19 protein-coding genes are annotated in these 18,552 nt (G+C 67.4%); 3 read left to right on the top strand and 16 right to left on the bottom strand.

Annotation, left to right across the window (positions count from 1 at the left end; translation table 11 throughout):
• Positions 1–55: 55 nt before the first annotated feature.
• From M673_RS01340 to M673_RS01350, 3 genes are all read left to right on the top strand, one after another.
• Entirely contained in the window at positions 56–1,231 is a 1,176-nt protein-coding gene (locus M673_RS01340) for a divergent polysaccharide deacetylase family protein (protein ID WP_061973004.1), read from the top strand.
• Positions 1,232–1,361: 130 nt separating this feature from the next.
• Positions 1,362–1,877 carry an RNA pyrophosphohydrolase gene (locus M673_RS01345; protein WP_148639942.1) on the top strand — a complete coding sequence of 172 codons (516 nt, stop codon included), beginning with the start codon at positions 1,362–1,364 and terminating at the stop codon, positions 1,875–1,877.
• Positions 1,877–2,395 carry a GNAT family N-acetyltransferase gene (locus M673_RS01350; RefSeq protein ID WP_061973007.1) on the top strand — a complete coding sequence of 173 codons (519 nt, stop codon included), beginning with the start codon at positions 1,877–1,879 and terminating at the stop codon, positions 2,393–2,395. Before M673_RS01345 ends, M673_RS01350 begins: the two co-directional genes overlap by 1 nt.
• 236 nt (positions 2,396–2,631) lie before the next feature.
• On the opposite strand, the gene M673_RS01355 is transcribed toward M673_RS01350, so the two are convergent.
• The 16 genes from M673_RS01355 to sdhD form a co-directional block, all read right to left on the bottom strand.
• Positions 2,632–3,030 carry a F0F1 ATP synthase subunit epsilon gene (locus M673_RS01355; protein WP_061973008.1) on the bottom strand — a complete coding sequence of 133 codons (399 nt, stop codon included), beginning with the start codon at positions 3,028–3,030 and terminating at the stop codon, positions 2,632–2,634.
• Between the two features lie 148 nt (positions 3,031–3,178).
• The gene (gene atpD, locus M673_RS01360) at positions 3,179–4,630 is read right to left on the bottom strand and encodes a F0F1 ATP synthase subunit beta (protein ID WP_061973010.1); all 1,452 of its coding nucleotides are present in this window, start codon (positions 4,628–4,630) and stop codon (positions 3,179–3,181) included.
• A 109-nt stretch (positions 4,631–4,739) separates the two neighbouring features.
• Entirely contained in the window at positions 4,740–5,633 is an 894-nt protein-coding gene (locus M673_RS01365) for a F0F1 ATP synthase subunit gamma (RefSeq protein WP_061973012.1), read from the bottom strand.
• A 36-nt stretch (positions 5,634–5,669) separates the two neighbouring features.
• Positions 5,670–7,199, bottom strand: coding sequence for a F0F1 ATP synthase subunit alpha (atpA, locus tag M673_RS01370; protein WP_061973013.1), 1,530 nt, complete (start codon positions 7,197–7,199; stop codon positions 5,670–5,672).
• Positions 7,199–7,759 (bottom strand): F0F1 ATP synthase subunit delta, encoded by a 561-nt coding sequence (locus tag M673_RS01375; protein WP_061973015.1) that lies wholly within the window; start codon positions 7,757–7,759, stop codon positions 7,199–7,201. Before M673_RS01375 ends, atpA begins: the two co-directional genes overlap by 1 nt.
• Positions 7,760–7,969: 210 nt before the next feature.
• Positions 7,970–8,368, bottom strand: coding sequence for an AGROH133_08824 family phage infection protein (locus tag M673_RS01380; protein ID WP_061973017.1), 399 nt, complete (start codon positions 8,366–8,368; stop codon positions 7,970–7,972).
• Between the two features lie 101 nt (positions 8,369–8,469).
• A complete protein-coding gene (locus tag M673_RS01385; protein ID WP_148639943.1) occupies positions 8,470–9,039 on the bottom strand; it encodes a hypothetical protein in 570 nt (189 codons plus the stop codon).
• A gap of 32 nt (positions 9,040–9,071) precedes the next feature.
• Positions 9,072–11,261: a primosomal protein N' gene (locus M673_RS01390; RefSeq protein ID WP_061973020.1), complete on the bottom strand. Its 2,190-nt coding sequence runs from the start codon at positions 11,259–11,261 to the stop codon at positions 9,072–9,074.
• A 469-nt stretch (positions 11,262–11,730) separates the two neighbouring features.
• Positions 11,731–12,195 (bottom strand): GFA family protein, encoded by a 465-nt coding sequence (locus tag M673_RS01395; RefSeq protein ID WP_061973022.1) that lies wholly within the window; start codon positions 12,193–12,195, stop codon positions 11,731–11,733.
• A gap of 134 nt (positions 12,196–12,329) precedes the next feature.
• Positions 12,330–12,833, bottom strand: coding sequence for a DNA starvation/stationary phase protection protein Dps (dps, locus tag M673_RS01400; protein WP_061977542.1), 504 nt, complete (start codon positions 12,831–12,833; stop codon positions 12,330–12,332).
• Positions 12,834–12,977: 144 nt separating this feature from the next.
• Positions 12,978–13,601: a peptide-methionine (S)-S-oxide reductase MsrA gene (msrA, locus tag M673_RS01405; protein ID WP_148639944.1), complete on the bottom strand. Its 624-nt coding sequence runs from the start codon at positions 13,599–13,601 to the stop codon at positions 12,978–12,980.
• 111 nt (positions 13,602–13,712) lie between these two features.
• On the bottom strand, positions 13,713–14,492 hold the full coding sequence (locus M673_RS01410; RefSeq protein WP_061973024.1) for a succinate dehydrogenase iron-sulfur subunit: 780 nt from the start codon (positions 14,490–14,492) through the stop codon (positions 13,713–13,715).
• Between the two features lie 157 nt (positions 14,493–14,649).
• Positions 14,650–15,816: an App1 family protein gene (locus M673_RS01415; RefSeq protein ID WP_061973025.1), complete on the bottom strand. Its 1,167-nt coding sequence runs from the start codon at positions 15,814–15,816 to the stop codon at positions 14,650–14,652.
• Positions 15,817–15,931: 115 nt separating this feature from the next.
• Entirely contained in the window at positions 15,932–16,240 is a 309-nt protein-coding gene (locus M673_RS01420) for a virulence factor (RefSeq protein WP_061973027.1), read from the bottom strand.
• Positions 16,241–16,324: 84 nt separating this feature from the next.
• Positions 16,325–18,163 carry a succinate dehydrogenase flavoprotein subunit gene (sdhA, locus tag M673_RS01425; protein WP_061973029.1) on the bottom strand — a complete coding sequence of 613 codons (1,839 nt, stop codon included), beginning with the start codon at positions 18,161–18,163 and terminating at the stop codon, positions 16,325–16,327.
• A 5-nt stretch (positions 18,164–18,168) separates the two neighbouring features.
• Positions 18,169–18,546: a succinate dehydrogenase, hydrophobic membrane anchor protein gene (sdhD, locus tag M673_RS01430; RefSeq protein ID WP_061973030.1), complete on the bottom strand. Its 378-nt coding sequence runs from the start codon at positions 18,544–18,546 to the stop codon at positions 18,169–18,171.
• Positions 18,547–18,552 lie beyond the last annotated feature (6 nt).

The following is an 18,552-nucleotide window of genomic DNA, read 5'->3' on the forward strand; positions in this document are numbered from 1 at the left end:
CGCACTCCCGGCTCGCTGAAAGCTCCGATCCAGCCTCCCGCTCTACAGGTGGTGCATGCGGGAAGAGCTGTATCGGCCATTGGGTCTGGAACTGACGGCGGGCAATCGGGCGGCGGCGAATGGCCGGCTTTGGCCGCGTCTGCGTATGGCGGCCCTCGGCGCCACCGTTCTGGCCGGTTCTGCGGCGACCTTCCTGTTTCAGCCCGACTTCCAGCCGCCTCCCGCCGCGCCCGTCGCCGTGGCCGCGCTGCCCGAGGCCAAGGAAGCGCCCAAACCTGCCGGGCCGTCCATCGTGCGCCCCAGCGCGGGTGGCGGCGTGACCATCGCCAATGGCGACGGAATCATCCGCCAGACCAACGATCTCGACGGGCTGGAAACCGGTTCTGTGCGCGTGCTGGAGCCCGGCTCGCTGCGCCAGCCCGCCTCCTTCGCCCATCTGCCCGAAGAGGCACTTCTCGAAAACAGCGCGTTCGGCCCCCTGCCCGTGCGCGCGGGAGACGGACGGCGCCCGCTCGACGTCTATTCCGGCACCCCGGCGCAGACCGGCGGAACGCGCGTCGCCATCGTCGTGGGCGGCCTCGGAATCAGCCAGACGGGAACGCAGAAGGCCGTGCAGATCCTGCCGCCCGGCGTGACGCTTGCCTTCGCGGCGGCGGGCAATAGCCTGGATCGCTGGATGCAGGCCGCGCGCCGCAACGGCCACGAGCTTCTCCTGCAAGCGCCGATGGAGCCCTTCGGCTATCCGCAGGTCTCGCCGGGCGAGCACACACAGACCGTGGCCGACGCGGCGAACGGCCAGTTCGACCAGCTTCATTGGGCCATGGGCCGGCTGACCAACTATGTCGGCGTTATGAACTTCATGGGTGCACGGTTCAACGCGGACCCGGCGGCGCTCGAACCCTTCCTCGCCGAACTCTCCCGGCGCGGCCTCCTCTATCTCGACGACGGCACCTCGCCGCGATCGGCCAGCCGCGACGTGGCGGTGGCCGGCGGCACGCCCTTCGCCGCGTCCGATCTCGTGCTGGACGACGATCGCAGCCCGGAAGCGATCCGGCGCCAGCTCGACACGCTGGAGCGCATCGCCCGCGCCAAGGGCACCGCGATCGGCGTCGCCAGCGCCTTCGAAGGCTCGGTCCTCTCGATCGCCCAATGGGCGGCGGAAGCCTCGGCGCGCGGCGTCGAGATCGTGCCCGTGTCCGCACTGGCCTCCGATCCCGAAGCCAAGAGCTGAGCCGCGCCGTCGCAGGAAAACCCTGCGGCAGTTTGCTGGCGGCTCTCATCGCTTCCTTTTGACGAAAATCTCCCGCTTGTTACTGCGGTGCGATAAGTTGCGTCACGCTCGTGATTCGAGAGGAGCTGTCTTGACCAACGATCCCGCAAGCCTTCCCTACCGTCCCTGTGTCGGGGTCATGGTCCTGAACCGCGACAACAAGATCTTTCTGGGTCGCCGCATCCCCGAGCCCCAAGGCGAAATGGACGGCGCCGCCAAGCTTTGGCAGATGCCGCAGGGAGGCATCGACCAGGACGAAAACCCGCGTCTGGCCGCCGAGCGCGAGCTTTATGAGGAAACCGGCATCCGCTCGGTGGAGCTTCTGGCGCAGACGCCGGACTGGCTGACCTACGAATTGCCGCCCGAGCTCGTCGGCATCGCCCTCAAGGGCAAGTTCCGGGGTCAGAAGCAGATGTGGTTCGCCTTCCGCTTCCTGGGGGAAGACAGCGAGATCGCGATCGACCCGCCGCCGGGCGGCCACAGCGCCGAGTTCGACGAATGGGCCTGGAAGACGATGGACGAGGCGCTCGATCTCGTCGTGCCGTTCAAGCGCGAGGTCTATGAGCGCGTCGTTGCGGCGTTCCGTCATCTGGAGGCCCGGGGCTGATGGCATTCTCCACCGAAGGGCCGATCGTCTACCGCGACATGCGCGAAGGAGAGCTGGCGGCGATCGAGACGATCCACGCCAGCGCCTTCGGCGGCGACGAGGAAGCGCGCCTACCCCAGGCGATCATCCAGGACGGGCACGAGATCATCTCCGTCGTGGCGGCCAAGGGCGACTATCTTGTCGCCCATGCCCTCTTCTCTGCCCTTCGCGGCGCAGACCGGGCGCTGGCGCTGGCGCCCGTCGCCACCGTGCCCGACCATCAGGGCGAGGGCATCGGCAGCCATCTCATCCGCTATGGGCTGCAGCGCGCCACGAATGAGGGTTGGCGCTCGGTCTTCGTGCTGGGGGATCCCGCCTTCTACGGCCGGCTCGGCTTCGACGCGCGTCTCGCACGCGGCGCCACCGTGCCCTGGGCCGGGCCGAATTTTCAGGCGCTGGAACTCGTGCCCGGGGCATTGGAAGGTTGGAGCGGCATTTTGCGCTATCCCAGCGCCTTCGGCGGCGAGGATGTCATCTGATACGTCAACGAGGTCGGAGGCGCTGGGCACCCCTTCCTTGGCCACTTGGCGGCCGTCTGTTGGAGATGGCGAAGGCGATCCGCCTTCGCACCACAGTCTGCGTATCCGCTCCGGCAATCAGAAGCTTGGTTCATCGACATCGCGGCGCCTATTGACGGGCGACCTGCTGGCTATTGCCCCAAACGAAAAAGCCCGACCTCGCGGCCGGGCTTTATAAACTCGGATTCGAGATTGGCTTAGAGCGAGACGCGCGCGTTGCGCAGGTCGGCCAGACGCTGCTCCGTGCGCGCCCGCACTTCGTCGTCTGATGCGCTGGCGAGCGTGGTTTCCAGCTCGCCGATCTGCCGGTCGATCTCCTCGACCTTCAGCTCTTCCGCCGGAGTCGCATGCTCGGCGAGGAGCGTGAAGCTTTCCGCGTTGATGTCGGCGAAGCCGCCCTGCACATAGATGCGCTTGGTGCCGCCGGAGACGAGCGCGGCCTCGACCATGCCCGGCTTCAGCGTCGCCATGAGCGGCGCGTGGCCGGCCATGACGGTGAAGTAACCTTCGGTGCCGGGCGCCAGCACGGACGTGACCTGCTCCGAGAGGAGCAGACGCTCGGGAGACACCAGTTCGAACTTGAAGCCGCTAGCCACGATGGTCCTGCCTTCCGCGCTCCCGTCGGGGGAGCGGCCGGGCGGCGCAGCCAGATGCCGTGCCGCCTGATGTCTGAGGGACGATGGCGAGCTGAACCCGCCATCTCATGCCGCATGGGTGCGCCGACCGAAGCCGGCACGCCAGCCCTTACGCCTGCGCGGCGAGCTTCTGGGCCTTCTCGATGGCCTGGTCGATCGAGCCGACCATGTAGAAGGCCGCTTCCGGCAGATGGTCGTACTCGCCCTCGACGAGGCCCTTGAACGAGCGGATCGTGTCCTCGAGCGGCACGAGCTGGCCCGGCGAGCCGGTGAAGACTTCGGCGACGAAGAAGGGCTGCGAGAGGAAGCGCTCGATCTTGCGGGCGCGCGCCACCGTCAGCTTGTCCTCTTCGGACAGCTCGTCCATGCCGAGAATGGCGATGATGTCCTGCAGCGACTTGTACTTCTGCAGGATCTGCTGGACCTTGCGGGCGGTGCCGTAGTGCTCTTCGCCGATGATCATGGGCGAGAGCATGCGCGACGTGGAGTCGAGCGGGTCCACCGCGGGGTAGATGCCCTTTTCCGAGATCGCGCGGTTGAGAACCGTCGTCGCGTCCAAGTGCGCGAAAGAGGTCGCCGGCGCCGGGTCGGTCAAGTCGTCCGCGGGCACGTAGATGGCCTGCACGGACGTGATCGAGCCCTTGGTGGTCGTGGTGATGCGCTCCTGCATGGCGCCCATGTCGGTCGCCAGCGTCGGCTGATAGCCCACGGCCGAAGGAATACGGCCGAGAAGCGCCGACACTTCCGAACCCGCCTGCGTGAAGCGGAAGATGTTGTCGACGAAGAAGAGCACGTCCTGACCCTGGTCGCGGAAGTTTTCCGCGATCGTGAGGCCGGTCAGCGCGACGCGAGCGCGGGCGCCGGGGGGCTCGTTCATCTGGCCGTAGACCAGGGCCGCCTTGGAGCCGGCGGTGGAGCCGCCGTTCTCGTGCGGGTCCTTGTTCACGCCGGACTCGATCATCTCGTGATAGAGATCGTTGCCCTCGCGGGTGCGCTCGCCGACACCGGCGAACACGGAATAGCCGCCGTGCGCCTTCGCGACGTTGTTGATTAGCTCCTGGATCAGAACCGTCTTGCCGACGCCGGCGCCGCCGAACAGGCCGATCTTGCCGCCGCGCGCATAGGGCGCGAGCAGGTCGATGACCTTGATGCCGGTGACGAGGATCTGCGACTCGGGGTTCTGCTCGACATAGGGGGGCGCCGGCTGGTGGATGCCGCGCTTCTGCGTGTACTCGATCGGGCCGACCTCGTCGATCGGCTCGCCGATGACGTTCATGATACGGCCGAGCGTGCCGTCGCCGACGGGCACTTCGATCGGGCCGCCGGTGTCGCGCACCGGCTGGCCGCGCACCAGACCCTCGGTCAGGTCCATGGCGATGGTGCGGACGGTGTTCTCGCCCAGATGCTGCGCCACTTCCAGAACGAGGCGGTTGCCGTTGTTCTGGGTTTCCAGCGCGTTCAGGATTTCCGGCAGCTTGCCGTCGAATTCGACGTCGACGACGGCGCCGATGACCTGCGCGACGCGGCCCGTCATGACGGTCCGATCCAATGTGTCAGCCATCACGGCCTCCTCTCGAATGTGGGTGTCGGCGCGTCCCGGCGTTTCCGCCTCCCGCGTCCGTCGTCTGGTAAAACCGGCCGGCGCCCTTCACGGCACCGACCGCAATCCATCAGAGCGCTTCGGCGCCCGCGATGATCTCGATCAGTTCCGTCGTGATCTGCGCCTGGCGCTGGCGGTTGTAGGAGATCGACAGCTTGTTGATCATGTCGCCGGCGTTGCGCGTGGCGTTGTCCATGGCGCTCATGCGCGCGCCCTGTTCGGACGCGGCGTTTTCGAGCAGCGCCCGGAACACCTGAACCTTGATGTTGCGCGGGATGAGGTCGGCCAGGATCGCCTCGGGCTCCGGCTCGTACTCGTAGAGCGCGCCGCCCTGGGTCGCCTGGGCCGGAGCCTCGCCTTCCGCCACGCCGACATCGGCGGGGATGATGCGCTGGGCGGTCGGGCGCTGTGTGATCACGTTCTCGAAGGCCGAGAAGAAGATGGTCGCGACGTCGAACTCGCCCTTCGAGAACATGTCCATCACCATGTCGGCGACGGTCTCGGCGGCGGCGAAGTTGGCCGTGCGGTGGCCGCTATGGTCGAGACGCGCAACGATCTTCGACCCGAAGTCGCGGCGCATGATGTCCGTGCCCTTCTTGCCGACGGAGATGATCTTCACCGTCTTGCCGGCGCCTTCCAGGCGGCGGACATGGTCACGCACCAGACGCACGATCTGCGCGTTGAAGCCGCCGCAAAGGCCGCGATCGCTTGTGAAGACGACGAGCAGATGCGTGTCGTCCTTGCCCGTCCCGGCCATGAGCGGCGACGTGGCTTCGCCGCCCTCCATCGCCCCGGCGATGTTGCGCATCACCGACGCGATGCGCTCGGAATAGGGACGCGCCGCCTCGGCCGCATCCTGGGCGCGACGAAGCTTGGCCGCCGCGACCATCTGCATGGCCTTGGTGATCTTCTGCGTCGCCTTCACCGAAGCGATGCGGTTTCTCAGATCCTTGAGCGAAGCCATGGGTCTGGTGCGTCTCCTATCCGGCGCTGGCCGATCTTAGGCGAAGGACTTCGCGAACTGGTCGAGCGCGCCCTTGAGCTTGGTGCGCGTGTCGTCCGACAGCTGCTTCTCGGTGGCGATCGCGTCGAGGATCGCCTTGTGCTCCGTGCGCAGAAGCGACAGGAGGCCTTCCTCGAAGCGGCTGACGTCGGTCACCTTGAGCTTGTCGAGGTAGCCCTGCGTGCCGGCGAAGATCACCGCGACCTGCTCTTCCGTCTTCAGCGGCGAGAACTGCGGCTGCTTCAGGAGTTCAGTAAGGCGAGCGCCGCGGTTCAGGAGCCGCTGTGTCGCCGCATCGAGATCCGAGCCGAACTGCGCGAAAGCGGCCATCTCGCGATACTGGGCGAGCTCGCCCTTGATCGAGCCGGCGACCTGCTTCATCGCCTTGATCTGCGCGGCGGAGCCGACGCGCGAGACCGAAAGGCCGACGTTCACCGCCGGGCGGATGCCCTGGTAGAACAGGTTGGTCTCGAGGAAGATCTGGCCGTCGGTGATCGAGATCACATTGGTCGGGATATAGGCCGACACGTCGTTGGCCTGCGTCTCGATGACCGGAAGGGCGGTCAGCGAGCCGGCGCCCATGTCGTCGTTGAGCTTGGCCGCGCGCTCCAGAAGGCGCGAGTGCAGGTAGAACACGTCGCCGGGATAGGCTTCGCGGCCCGGCGGGCGGCGCAGCAAGAGCGACATCTGACGGTAGGAGACGGCCTGCTTCGACAGATCGTCATAGGCGATCACGGCATGCATGCCGTTGTCGCGGAAATATTCGCCCATGGCGCAACCGGCGAAGGGCGCGATGTACTGCAGCGGGGCAGGGTCGGACGCCGTCGCGGCGACGACGATCGAATACTGCATGGCGCCGCGCTCTTCGAGCGTGCGGACGAACTGCGCCACGGTCGAGCGCTTCTGGCCGATCGCGACGTAGATGCAGTAGAGACGCTCCTTCTCGTTGCCCGCGTCGTGCGCCGGCTTCTGATTGAGGAACGTGTCGAGCAGAATGGCGGTCTTGCCGGTCTGACGATCGCCGATCACCAGCTCGCGCTGGCCGCGACCGATCGGGATCAGCGCGTCGATGGCCTTGAGGCCGGTCGACATCGGCTCGTGCACCGACTTGCGCGGAATGATGCCCGGCGCCTTGACGTCGACGCGGCGGCGCTCTGCGCCCTCGATCGGGCCCTTGCCGTCGATCGGATTGCCCAGACCATCGACCACGCGGCCGAGCAGGCCCTTGCCGACCGGAACGTCCACGATGGCGCCGGTGCGGCGGACCGTGTCGCCTTCCTTGATGTCGCGGTCGGAGCCGAAGATCACGACGCCGACATTGTCGGTTTCGAGATTGAGCGCCATGCCGCGCACGCCGCCGGGGAACTCGACCATCTCGCCGGCCTGGCACTGGTCGAGACCGTAGACACGGGCGATACCGTCACCGACGGACAGAACCGTACCGACCTCGGAGACTTCCGCCTCGCTGCCGAAGTTCTTGATCTGGTTCTTGAGGATTGCGGAAATTTCCGCGGCCCGGATGTCCATCAGCCGACCTCTTTCAGCGCAAGCTTAAGGGATGAGAGTTTGGTGCGAAGCGAGGTGTCGACCTGTCGCGAACCGATGCGGACCACGAGGCCGCCGAGAAGCGAGGGATCGACGCTCTCGCGCATCGTCACCGACTTGTGGGTGTAGTTGCCGAGCGCGTCCGCCAGCTCGCGGCGCTGCTCGTCGGTCAGGGGATGGGCGCTCACGACCTCCGCCTCGACCTCGCCGCGATGGGCGGCGGCCATCTCCCGGAAACCCCGGACGATGGCGGGCAGGGCGAAGAGGCGGCGATTGCCGGCCACGACCTTGAGGAAGTTGCCGACGAGCGGCGTCGGCCCCGTGGCGGCGACGATCGCGTCGATCGCCTGAAGCTGGACGTCGGAGCTGAAAGCGGGGCTTTCGACCAGACGGCGGAAGTCGGCATTCTCTTCGATCAGGGACTGGAACTGCACCAGTTCCCGTTCCACCGTCTCGAGCGAACCCTCGTCACGCGCGAGTTCGAAGAGGGACTGGGCGTAGCGTTCTGCGACTCCGGAAACCGGAGAGGATGATGTTGCCACGGACGAGCGTCTCTTCACGTCTGGTTCGAGGCGCCTCGCGGGGGGAGCCGAGCGCGACACCTGAAACGGGTCAAAAAAATGGCGACGGATGGGAACAAACAACCCGCCGCGCCGGAATGAAGCCCGTCTAACACAGCGATCCGGGGACGACAATGGAGCTTCGACGCCCATTTTATCGAAGGCGCAAACGGCTTTACGCCGCGCGCGGGCTCACGCCGAGACGAGGCCGAAGGCCGGGGCGAGACACAGAGCGGCGAGCGCGAGGTTGAACAGAAACAGGGTCCAGTTGAGAATCGAGGCGCCCTGGTCAGACAGGATGGAGACGAGCCGCCCGAAGGCGACGAAGAGCCAGGCCGCGCCGATCGAGAGCTGAATCAGCGTCTGATAGGAGCCGAGCGTCAGAAGCGCGACCCCGAGCCCCAGGGGAAAGCCCGCGATCGTGCCCCGGATTTCGGCCAGCCCCGTGCGCCGCGCCTCCATCGTGTCGAGCCCGTGGGCGCGTAGGAACAGGCGCGGGGCGAACATGGCGAAGAGGCCGTAGACCACCGAGATGCAGGCGGCCAGAAAGGGCAGGAGGTCGGGCAGGTTGTCGGGCAGGACGAGGGACATGGGCGGGCGCTCGCGAAAAGGTGAACGGATCGACGGTCAACCCGCCGGGAAGAAACAACTCGGGGTGATGGACGCGAGGACGGCGCGAAGGTCAAGCCGGCTCATGGCGCGCAGGTGCCGGTGATCTCGCTCACCTCTCGGCCGTCGCCCCGGATCGTGGCCAGCGTGCCGCGCTGGCGCGGCGCCCCGTGCTCCTCGCCGTCGACCTTGAGGGTCGTGGTGATGTTGAGGCGCGGCTCGCCGACGGAGCGCCAGACCGTGACGCTCGCCCCGTCCGCGTCGGGGCCGCTGCGCACCGTCTCCAGCTCGCGCAGGAGCCCGTCCTTCATGACGTATCCGCGCGCGGCTTGGGCTGTCGATTCGCCGGGCTTGGGCGTTGCGGCCAGAATCAGGAAGCGGAAGCGCCAGGTCTCGGGCCGGTCCGGCTGGAAGCGCGCGGCGTCCTCCGGCGTGAAATAGGCGCAGCGCGAGGGCGCGGGATACCAGGCGATGATGTCCCCGCCCGTTGGTGGCGTCGTCTCGGGCGGTGCGGCAGGATCGGCGGTGGGGACAGGGGGCGCGGACTCCTGCGCATGAGCCACCAATGCACTCGCGAGTCCCGCCAGAAGCGCGATCGCCAAGGCGGGGCCGGCTCGCAGCCGGCGCGCCATGCGGCATCCCGTCTTCGTCATGCCTGTCCGCTCCCCTCTTTATATTCGGCCCCTCATAGGAAGCTTTGCGGGTCGATGTCGATCTGAACCTGCACCGAGCCGCGCGGGCGCGGGGCGTTCGCCATCATGGCCCGCACGAAGCTTTGCAGCGGCGCCCGCCGCCCGCCCTGGATCAGGAGCCGGAAGCGGTGGCGCCCTCGCACGAGGCCGAGCGGCGCCTCGGCGGGGCCGAGCACTTCGAGATCGCCGTCCTGCGGTGCGGCGAGCCTGAGGAGGCGGCCGTATTCCTCCGCCTCGCGCCGCGAATCGGCCGAGACGATCAGCGCCGCCAAACGGCCAAACGGGGGCAGGCCCGCCCGCTCGCGCTCGGCCGTTTCGCGCTCGTAGAAGCGCTCGGGGTCGCCGGCGGCGATCGCCTGCATCACGGCATGCTCGGGCGCGAAGGTCTGGATCAGCCCCCGGCTCGGCAGACCCGAGCGCCCGGCACGGCCGGTCACCTGATGCAGAAGCTGGAAGGTGCGCTCGGCGGCGCGCGGATCGCCATTGGCAAGGCCGAGATCGGCATCCACGGCGCCGACCAGCGTCATCAGAGGGAAATGGTGCCCCTTTGCGACGAGTTGCGTGCCGATGACGATGTCGGCCTCGCCCTCGGCCACCGCGTCGAGCTCGCGCCGCAGCCGCCGCGCGCCGCCCGGCAGGTCCGAGGACAGGAGAATCGTGCGCGCTTCGGGAAAGCTCTGGAGCATTTCCTCGGCGACACGCTCCACCCCGGGGCCGCAGGCGACGAGATGATCCAGCGTGCCGCAAGCGGGGCAGGCCTCGGGCCGGTGCTCGGAATGGCCGCAATGGTGGCATTGGAGCACGCCGCGCAGCCGATGGTCCACCAGCCAGGAGGAGCACTGCCGGCACTGGAAGCGATGGCCGCAGGCGCGGCAGAGCGTCAGCGGCGCATAGCCGCGCCGGTTGAGAAACAGGAGCGCCTGCTCGCCGCGCGCGATCGTCTCCTCGATCGCGGTGAGAAGCACTGGCGAGACGAAGCGACCGCGCGCCGGAGGGTGGCGGCGCAGGTCCACGAGCTGGAGGCTCGGCAGGGCGGCGGCCTGGAAACGGCCGGTCAGCGGCACATGGCGGTAGCGCCCCGAGCGCGCGTTGACCCGCGTTTCCAGCGAGGGCGTGGCGGAGGCCAGAATCACCGGGCAAGCCCCGATCTGCCCGCGCACCACGGCCATGTCCCGCGCGTGGTAGAAGGTGCGGTCCTCCTGCTTGTAGGCGGGGTCGTGCTCCTCGTCGACGACCACGAGCCCGAGGTCCTGGAACGGCAGGAACAGCGCCGAGCGGGCGCCGGCCACGACCCGCACCCGCCCTTCCGCCACCTGGCGCCAGACGCGCTCGCGATTACGCGGCGCCACGTCCGAATGCCATTGCGCCGGCTCGGTGCCGAAGCGCTGGTGGAACCGGTCGATGAAGCTCTGCGTCAGCGCGATCTCGGGCAGGAGGATCAGCACCTGCCGGCCCGCCTCCAGCGCCTTGGCCACCGCCTCGAAATAGACCTCCGTCTTGCCCGAGCCGGTGACGCCTTCCAGGAGCGAGACGGAAAAGCTTCCCTCCTCCACCGCCTCGCACAGCCGGTCCGCCGCCTCGCGCTGGTCGGGGCTGAGTTCGGCGCGGCCAAAGGCCGTGTCGGGCGGGAAGACGATGGGATGGGGCGGCAGCTTGACGGTCTCGAAACTGCCTGCCTTCACCAGCCCGTCCAGCACCGAGGCCGAGACGCCGCTGGCGTGAAGAAGCCCCGGCCGGGTCCATTCGCCGCCCGCGCCCGCTGTCTCGAGCAGGCGTTGGCGGGCCGGCGTCAGGCGCTCGGGCCGCGCCTCGGTCAGCCGCAGACCGTCCACCAGCGGCTCGGGATCGAAGGCCACCGGCACCCGCAGGACCATGCGCGCGACGAGGCCGGGCGGCGAGAGCGTGTAGTCCGCCACCCAGTCCACGAAGCGGCGCATCGCCTCCGACAAGGGGGGGCAGTCGAAGGCATGGGTGATCGCCTTCAGCTTCTTGGGGTCCACCGCGTCCGTCTGCCCGTCCCACACGACGCCCGCCACCTGGCGGGGCCCGAGCGGCACCTGCACGATCGAGCCCGGCTCGACCTCCATTCCCTCCGGCACCACGTAGCTATAGGGCCGCTCGGCCGGCATGGGCACGAGCACCGGCACGGTGCGGGGCGGAAACAGGTCTCCGAGAAGGGACAAGGCGGATCGCTCGGCTGCGGGGACGCGGGAGGTTAGAGGCTGTTATGGACCATGGACAGGCCTTGTGCCGTCCGACCCAAGTCGCCGGGTAGGAGCCGGGTGCAGCCCATAGCGGGGCTATGGGCAAGGCCGGCGACGCCCCCCGGCGGCTTGGGGCGGTCGGCCCGAAGGGTCGGATCGGCGAACCCATCCGCAGCGTCAGAAAGATCGGTCAAGACGGCCAGTCTTGACCGATCTCTCCTCCTCGCGGCCTGATCTTCGCTGATCCGACACAAGGCCTGTCCATGGTCCATAACAGCCTCAAACGCGGCATGGCAGGGGCGTTGGCGCGATGCAAGCGCTCCGCCAGCGGCAGACCTTCAGGTGGCGATTCCGGCCGGGCGGGGCAAGCCCGGCCCGAGGGACGCGGCTCGCCACCTCTATCGCTTTCGCGTCGAATGCTCCGCCGTTTCACGGCCCTAAGGGCCGATCAGGCGCTGGCCATGGCCGCCGCATAGGCCTGGAGAATATGGGGAAACTCGCTCTCGTCGGGAAACGTGTCGAAGCTCATTCTGGCCCCGGTCTCGGCGAAAACGAGCTTCTCGCTGGTATAGGTTTCCATGAAGGGCGCGTACCAGGTCGTGTCGTCCATAAGGGTCGGGCGCAGGTTGACGAGGTCGTCCATGCCGTCCAAGCGGGTGAACAGCCAGGTTCCGCAGTCCGGGCAGAGGAAATGGTGGATGCCGCCCTGCTTGAGCCCGCCTCGGACGGGCTCGCCCTGCACCACCTCGAACCCCTCGGCCGGCACCATGGCGCTCAGCGAATAGGCGCTGGAGGTCATGCGCTGGCAGCCCTTGCAGTGGCAGGCCATGGTGGCGATGGGCGCGGCGTTGATGCGAAGCCGCACGGCGCCGCAGCGGCAGCCGCCCTCGCTGGGAAGTTGGGGATGTCGCATGGGCCGAGCCTCCTGTCCGCGCGCAATGTGCACGCCGCACCTTAAACCCACAACGCAAAAAGGCCGACAGCGTTCGTCCCGCTGTCGGCCCTTGCCAAGATCGTGAGGGCTCCTTGCGGGAGCCCCCAGCGATCTCAGGCGCGCTGGAAGTGGCTTTCCAGGAAGTAGAGCGACTTATCGATCGCGCGGCCGACTTCGGTGAAGAGATCGGCGGTCAGGTCGTCGCCCGCGTCGTCGGCTTCCTTGACCGCCTCGCGCAGGGCGCCGCCCCACTTGGCGTAATTGTCGGCGAGCCGCTTCAGGTGGTCCATCGAATCCACGAGATCGAGCGGATAGGGATCGAGCAGCGTCGATTCGGAGGAGGCCTGCACCGTGCCGCGCGCTTGGCCGCCCAGTGCCGTCAGGCGCTCGGCGATCGTGTCGACATAGCCTTCGGCCTCTTCGTGCAGCCGGTCGAACAGAAGATGGACGCCGATGAAGTTGGAACCCTTGACGTTCCAATGCGCCTGCTTGGCCGAGTAGGACAAGTCGATCGACGAGGCGAGATGCTTCTGCAAAAGCTCGATCATCGAGGCCCGAAGGTTCTCGTTCATCGAGTTCTTGGTGGGATGGATCGGGGTGGTGCCCGCCTTGGCCATCGAATGCTCCTGCGAAAGTCCGTGCAAGGGCCGGCGCGCGATACGCCGCGCCGGCGTCGTTGCGGGAAGAAGCGCGAAGGCCCGCTTTGGTTCCCGGCCTTGCACGGAGATTTTCGCGGTGCGACAGCGCGCCCCGCCCCGCCGTCAGCTATGGGCGGGCTTCAGCCCCATCTGCGCCTTGTCGCCCCAGACCGCGCGCACCGCCCGGTCCCGCCCGCAGCCCATCCGATAGGCGTTGTAGTGGGCGGGATTCTTCTTGGCGAAGTCCTGGTGATAGTCCTCGGCGGGATAGAAGGTCGCGGTCGGCAGGACCTGCGTCGCGACCGTCTGCTTCAGATCGGCGGAGACCTGTTTGGCGGATGCCTCCGCCGCCTGCCGCTGCGCATCGTTCAGCGGGAAGATCGCCGTGCGATAGGAGGGGCCGCGATCGCAGAACTGTCCCCCGGCGTCGGTCGGGTCGATCGAATGCCAATAGGCCGAAAGAAGCTTGTCGTAGGAGATCTTGGCGGGATCGAACGTCACCTTCACCGCCTCGTAATGGCCCGTGCGCTCGGTGACGACATCCTGATAGGTCGGGTTCTTCAGCGTGCCGCCGATATAGCCGGACGTGGTCGAGGTGACGCCGTCGACGCGGTCGAGATCGGTCTCCATGGACCAGAAGCAGCCGCCGGCGAAGATCGCCTCCTCGGCCTGCGCCGCCGCCGGGGCGAGCGACGCCAGAAGGCCGAGCGCGACGACGCCCGGCCGAAGGAATTTGGAACGCATCATGGCAAAAAGCTCCGCCGTCTCGTGTGCCGGAGATACGGCACGGGCAAGACGGCGGATGCAGGGCGGCGGCGAAAGAATGATCCTGCGCGACAAAGAATCGCGCAGCAGGGATCAGACGCGGCGCTCGACCATCATCTTCTTGATCTCGGCGATCGCCTTGGCCGGGTTCAGGCCCTTGGGGCAGGCCTGCGTGCAGTTCATGATCGTGTGGCAGCGATAAAGGCGGAAGGGGTCTTCCAGCTGGTCCAGGCGGTCGCCGGTCGCCTCGTCGCGCGAATCGATCAGCCAGCGATAGGCCTGGAGCAGCACGGCGGGGCCGAGATAGCGGTCGCCATTCCACCAGTAGCTGGGGCAGGAGGTCTGGCAGCAGAAGCAGAGGATGCACTCGTAGAGGCCGTCGAGCTTCTCGCGGTCGTCATGGCTCTGGCGCCATTCCTTCTCGGGCTCGGGCGTCTCGGTCTTCAGCCAGGGCTCGATGGAGCGCAGCTGCGCGTAGGGCACGGTGAGATCGGGCACGAGGTCCTTGACCACCGGCATGTGCGGCAGCGGATAGACCTTCACCGCGCCCGACACTTCGTCCATGCCCTTGGTGCAGGCCAGCGTGTTGGAGCCGTCGATGTTCATGGCGCAGGAGCCGCAGATGCCCTCGCGGCAGGAGCGGCGCAGCGTCAGGGTCGAATCGACGTTGTTCTTGATCCAGAGCAGCGCGTCGAGCACCATCGGCCCGCAATCGTCGGTATCGACATAGAACGTGTCGACGCGCGGGTTCTGCCCGTCGTCCGGAGACCAGCGATAGATGCCGAACTCGCGCACGGTCTTGGCGCCAGCCGGCTTCGGCCAGGTCTTGCCCTTGCCGACGACCGAGTTCTTGGGAAGGCTGAGTTCCACCATGGGACGATGTTCCGATGCGACGTCAGTTCTTTAGAATGGGGCTAAACACGAATAGCGCGGCGGTGCAACACGGCCAAAGCGCGCGGGCGCCGCTTTAAACGATTGTAGGAGACCGGAGCTTTCGAATTCTTTTCCAGCCTTCCGCCCGCGCCACGGCTCAGGGCTGGACGATGGCGGGAAAGCGTCCGAAGCGGCTCGGCTTGCCCTCCTCGGCCGCGATCTCGGCCAGCACGGCCTGCTCGGTTCCGCCGGCCACCAGCCCGGCACCCTCCGCCTGGCGCGCGGCGTCGGCCAGCGTGCGGCCCATCGTGGTCGGCACGCCCGCCGCCTCGATGCGCGCCAGCGCCTCCTTCACCGCCTCCATCGGCGAGCCCTCGGGCAGGACGTCGTGGATATGCACGGCCAGAACCCGGCCAGGATGGCGCTCCACGGCCTTGGCGTAGACGGCCGCGTCCTTCTGCCCGCTATCGCCGATCAGCACGAAGGGAAGTTCGGGATAGGCCGCCAACACCGCGTCGATCATCCCGTCCTTGTGCCCGTGGTGGCGGCGCAGGAGCCAGCCGAGCGCGTCGGAGGAAAGCGAGCGCAGGAGCATGGGGCCAACCGGAATGCTCCGCAGCACCATGAAGCGTTCGAAGATGTCGGCAAGATTCCAGGGGCTGGAAGAAACGTAGAAGACGGGATTCGTGTCCGGCCCCGCCGCGCCCTCCGTCAGCGCGCGGTAGAAGCGCGACACGCCGGGAAAGGGCAGCCGCGCCTCGGGCGAATTGGCCGTGACGATGCGCCAATGGCGCAGCATCTTAAAGGCGCCGGTGTGGATGATCGTGTCGTCGATGTCCGAGATGATGCCGAAGCGCGCATGGCCCGAGACGACGCGCGCCCGCGCCTCCACCGACAGCGGCTCGAAATCGTAGCCCCGCGCCTTTTGCAGCGTGACGCGCAGGGTCGCCCAGGGCTTGTCGCCCTCCGGCATGGTCAGCCCCTCGGCCTGGATGCGGAAATAGCCGTCGCGATTGCTGACCACTTCGCCCGCGCCGCCCAGCCCCTCCCAGTGGAGGCGCGCGCCGCCGATCTCGTCGGTCTCGTAGCGCTTGAAGGTGAGATAGAGGTTCCAGAGCGTGGAGTTGGAATGGGGCGCGCCGAACACGCCTTCGTCCTCCAGAACGCGGCCCAGGAGCGAAAGCCGCCCGTCGGCGAGGCGCCCGGGATAGACCACCAGCGTCGGCCGGTCGGTCAGCCGGAGCCGCTGCTTCACCGCGAAGCGAAAGGTCCGGCCGCGCCGCAGAATGCTCTCACCGATCGCGCGCAGCGCAGGGGTTCTCATAAGGACGAGATAGCAAAGGCACGAGGGGCGGGAAAGACCGCCCCGCCACGCGCCATAAGATGCGATCCGGAAGGCTCCACCCCATCGTGACCAAGCCGGAGACCCGGCCTCGGCATCAGGCGCCCTTCCGCCCCCGGACCCGCTCGACTGCCGGCATAAGATCGTTGTTCGACTCGATCCGAAGCATCCGAACGTCACGCACGGACGGCGCGAACCAGTCGAAGGTTTCGGCAAGGTCCTGAATCGTCAGAACGCAGGAGACTTCGTTCACCGTCTCGTCGCCGAAGTAGGTGCTGCCCTGCTGCCAGCCGAAGCCGCGCTTCTTTAAGAAAGCGCGCACATCGTTATAGGCATTGTTCCAGGAAGGACCGCCATAGACGTCCTTCAAGCTGTTGGTATCCAGATCGAAAACGATCGCGAACATCGAACCCTGCCGTCCGCTATTGTGCCCTATCGACGCCATCGGTTCTCTCCTGCAATCGAACCGATGGCATTTGCCGTGGCTCGATCAGTAAACGCGCTTCTTGGGCGCGATGTACTCGATCTGGTTCGACATGGTGTAGGTGTGCACCGGGCGGTCGTCCAGGCGGATGGTCTTGTTGTCCGTGTCGCAGAACGAGAGCGTGTGCTTCATCCACGTCTTGTCGTCGCGATCGGGGAAGTCCTCGCGCGCATGGGCGCCGCGCGATTCCTGGCGGGCCAGCGCGGAGTCCATGGTGACGACGGCTTGGGAGATCAGGTTGTCGTATTCCAGGGTCTCGATCAGGTCCGTGTTCCAGATCAGCGAGCGGTCGGTGACGCGCACGTCGTCCGACGAGCGCCAAACGTCGTGGATCTTCTGGTGCCCTTCTTCCAGCACTTCGCCGGTGCGGAACACGGCGCAGTTCGACTGCATCGTGCGCTGCATGGCGCCGCGCAGGTCCGCCGTCGAGGTCGAGCCGTTCGCGTAGCGGAAGCGGTCGAGGCGGGCGAGCGAGTTCTCGCCGGCGCCCTTGGGCAGCGGCGCCTGGCTCTCGCCCGGCGTCACCGTGTCGACGCAGCGCAGCGCGGCGGCGCGGCCGAACACGACGAGATCGATCAGCGAGTTGGAGCCAAGACGATTGGCGCCGTGAACCGACACGCAGGCCGCCTCGCCCACCGCCATCAGGCCCGGCACCACGGCGTCGGGATCGCCGTCCTTCTTGGTCAGCACCTCGCCGTGATAATTCGTCGGGATGCCGCCCATGTTGTAGTGGACCGTCGGAAGGACCGGGATCGGCTCCTTGGTCACGTCGACGCCCGCGAAGATGCGCGCCGATTCCGAGATGCCCGGCAGGCGCTCGTGCAGGATCTTCGGGTCGAGATGGTCGAGATGAAGGAAGATGTGGTCCTTGTTCTTGCCCACGCCCCGCCCCTCCCGGATCTCCATGGTCATGGAGCGGGACACGACGTCGCGCGAGGCGAGATCCTTGGCCGACGGGGCGTAGCGCTCCATGAAGCGCTCCCCTTCCGAGTTCGTGAGATAGCCGCCCTCGCCGCGCGCGCCCTCGGTGATGAGGCAGCCCGCGCCGTAGATGCCGGTCGGGTGGAACTGCACGAACTCCATGTCCTGCAGCGGCAGGCCGGCGCGCAGCACCATGGCGTTGCCGTCGCCCGTGCAGGTATGGGCGGAGGTAGCGGAGAAATAGGCGCGGCCGTAGCCGCCGGTCGCGAGAATCGTCTTCTTGGCGGTGAAGCGGTGGATCGAGCCGTCGTCCATGTTGAGGGCGACGACGCCGCGGCAGGCGCCTTCCTCGTCCATGATCAGGTCGATCGCGAAATACTCGATGAAGAATTCCGAGGAATAGCGCAGCGACTGGCCATAGAGCGTGTGCAGGATGGCGTGGCCAGTGCGGTCGGCGGCGGCGCAGGTGCGCTGCGCCGGCGGGCCGTTGCCGAAATCGGTGGTCATGCCGCCGAAGGGCCGCTGGTAGATCTTGCCGTCCTGCGTGCGCGAGAAGGGCACGCCGAAATGCTCGAGCTCGTAGACGGCGGCGGGCGCGTTGCGCACGAGATATTCGATCGCGTCCTGGTCGCCCAGCCAGTCCGACCCCTTGACGGTGTCGTACATATGCCAGCGCCAGTTGTCCTCGCCCATATTGCCGAGCGAGGCGGCGACGCCGCCCTGGGCTGCCACCGTGTGCGAGCGGGTCGGGAAGACCTTGGTGATGCAGGCGGTTTTGAGGCCCGCCTGCGCGGCGCCGAGCGTGGCGCGAAGGCCGGCGCCGCCGGCGCCCACCACCACGACGTCGAACACGTGGTCGATGAACTCGTAGGCCTTGCCGTTCTGGCCCGGGGCGGCGGTGCGGTGCGGCTGTGCGGTCGCCATGGCGATTAAGCTCCCAGGCTCATCTTGAGGATCGCGAACACGGCGGCCGCGCCGACGAGAAACGCGAAGAACGTGTTGAGGATCACCAGCGGCAGCTTCAGCGCGCCGTGGAAATAGTCCTCGATGATCGTTTGCATGCCCAGGCGCATATGGATGCAGGGCACGACGACGCAGAGCGCCATGACGAGGCCGACGATCGGGTTGGCCAGCGCCGCGCGCACCGTCTCGTAGCTCTCGTCATGCAGCGAGATCAGAAGCACGATGAAGAAGGCGATCAGGAAGAGGTTGGCGATCGCGGTGACGCGCTGCAGCCAGAAATGGCCCGTGCCTTCGCCGGCCGCGCCGGAACCGCGCACGCGCTTGAGGGGCGTTCTCATATCCATGGCGCT

The sequence above is a fragment of the Aureimonas sp. AU20 genome (assembly GCF_001442755.1).
Lineage (GTDB): Bacteria > Pseudomonadota > Alphaproteobacteria > Rhizobiales > Rhizobiaceae > Aureimonas.

What these genes read in the sequence shown, in the direction of transcription:
- M673_RS01340 (WP_061973004.1), top strand. Translation starts at nt 56, where the DNA reads ATGCGGGAAGAGCTGTATCGGCCATTGGGTCTGGAACTGACGGCGGGC.
- M673_RS01350 (WP_061973007.1), top strand. Translation starts at nt 1,877, where the DNA reads ATGGCATTCTCCACCGAAGGGCCGATCGTCTACCGCGACATGCGCGAA.
- atpD (WP_061973010.1), bottom strand. Translation starts at nt 4,630, where the DNA reads ATGGCTGACACATTGGATCGGACCGTCATGACGGGCCGCGTCGCGCAG.
- M673_RS01365 (WP_061973012.1), bottom strand. Translation starts at nt 5,633, where the DNA reads ATGGCTTCGCTCAAGGATCTGAGAAACCGCATCGCTTCGGTGAAGGCG.
- atpA (WP_061973013.1), bottom strand. Translation starts at nt 7,199, where the DNA reads ATGGACATCCGGGCCGCGGAAATTTCCGCAATCCTCAAGAACCAGATC.
- M673_RS01380 (WP_061973017.1), bottom strand. Translation starts at nt 8,368, where the DNA reads ATGTCCCTCGTCCTGCCCGACAACCTGCCCGACCTCCTGCCCTTTCTG.
- M673_RS01385 (WP_148639943.1), bottom strand. Translation starts at nt 9,039, where the DNA reads ATGACGAAGACGGGATGCCGCATGGCGCGCCGGCTGCGAGCCGGCCCC.
- M673_RS01395 (WP_061973022.1), bottom strand. Translation starts at nt 12,195, where the DNA reads ATGCGACATCCCCAACTTCCCAGCGAGGGCGGCTGCCGCTGCGGCGCC.
- dps (WP_061977542.1), bottom strand. Translation starts at nt 12,833, where the DNA reads ATGGCCAAGGCGGGCACCACCCCGATCCATCCCACCAAGAACTCGATG.
- msrA (WP_148639944.1), bottom strand. Translation starts at nt 13,601, where the DNA reads ATGATGCGTTCCAAATTCCTTCGGCCGGGCGTCGTCGCGCTCGGCCTT.
- M673_RS01410 (WP_061973024.1), bottom strand. Translation starts at nt 14,492, where the DNA reads ATGGTGGAACTCAGCCTTCCCAAGAACTCGGTCGTCGGCAAGGGCAAG.
- M673_RS01415 (WP_061973025.1), bottom strand. Translation starts at nt 15,816, where the DNA reads ATGAGAACCCCTGCGCTGCGCGCGATCGGTGAGAGCATTCTGCGGCGC.
- M673_RS01420 (WP_061973027.1), bottom strand. Translation starts at nt 16,240, where the DNA reads ATGTTCGCGATCGTTTTCGATCTGGATACCAACAGCTTGAAGGACGTC.
- sdhA (WP_061973029.1), bottom strand. Translation starts at nt 18,163, where the DNA reads ATGGCGACCGCACAGCCGCACCGCACCGCCGCCCCGGGCCAGAACGGC.
- sdhD (WP_061973030.1), bottom strand. Translation starts at nt 18,546, where the DNA reads ATGGATATGAGAACGCCCCTCAAGCGCGTGCGCGGTTCCGGCGCGGCC.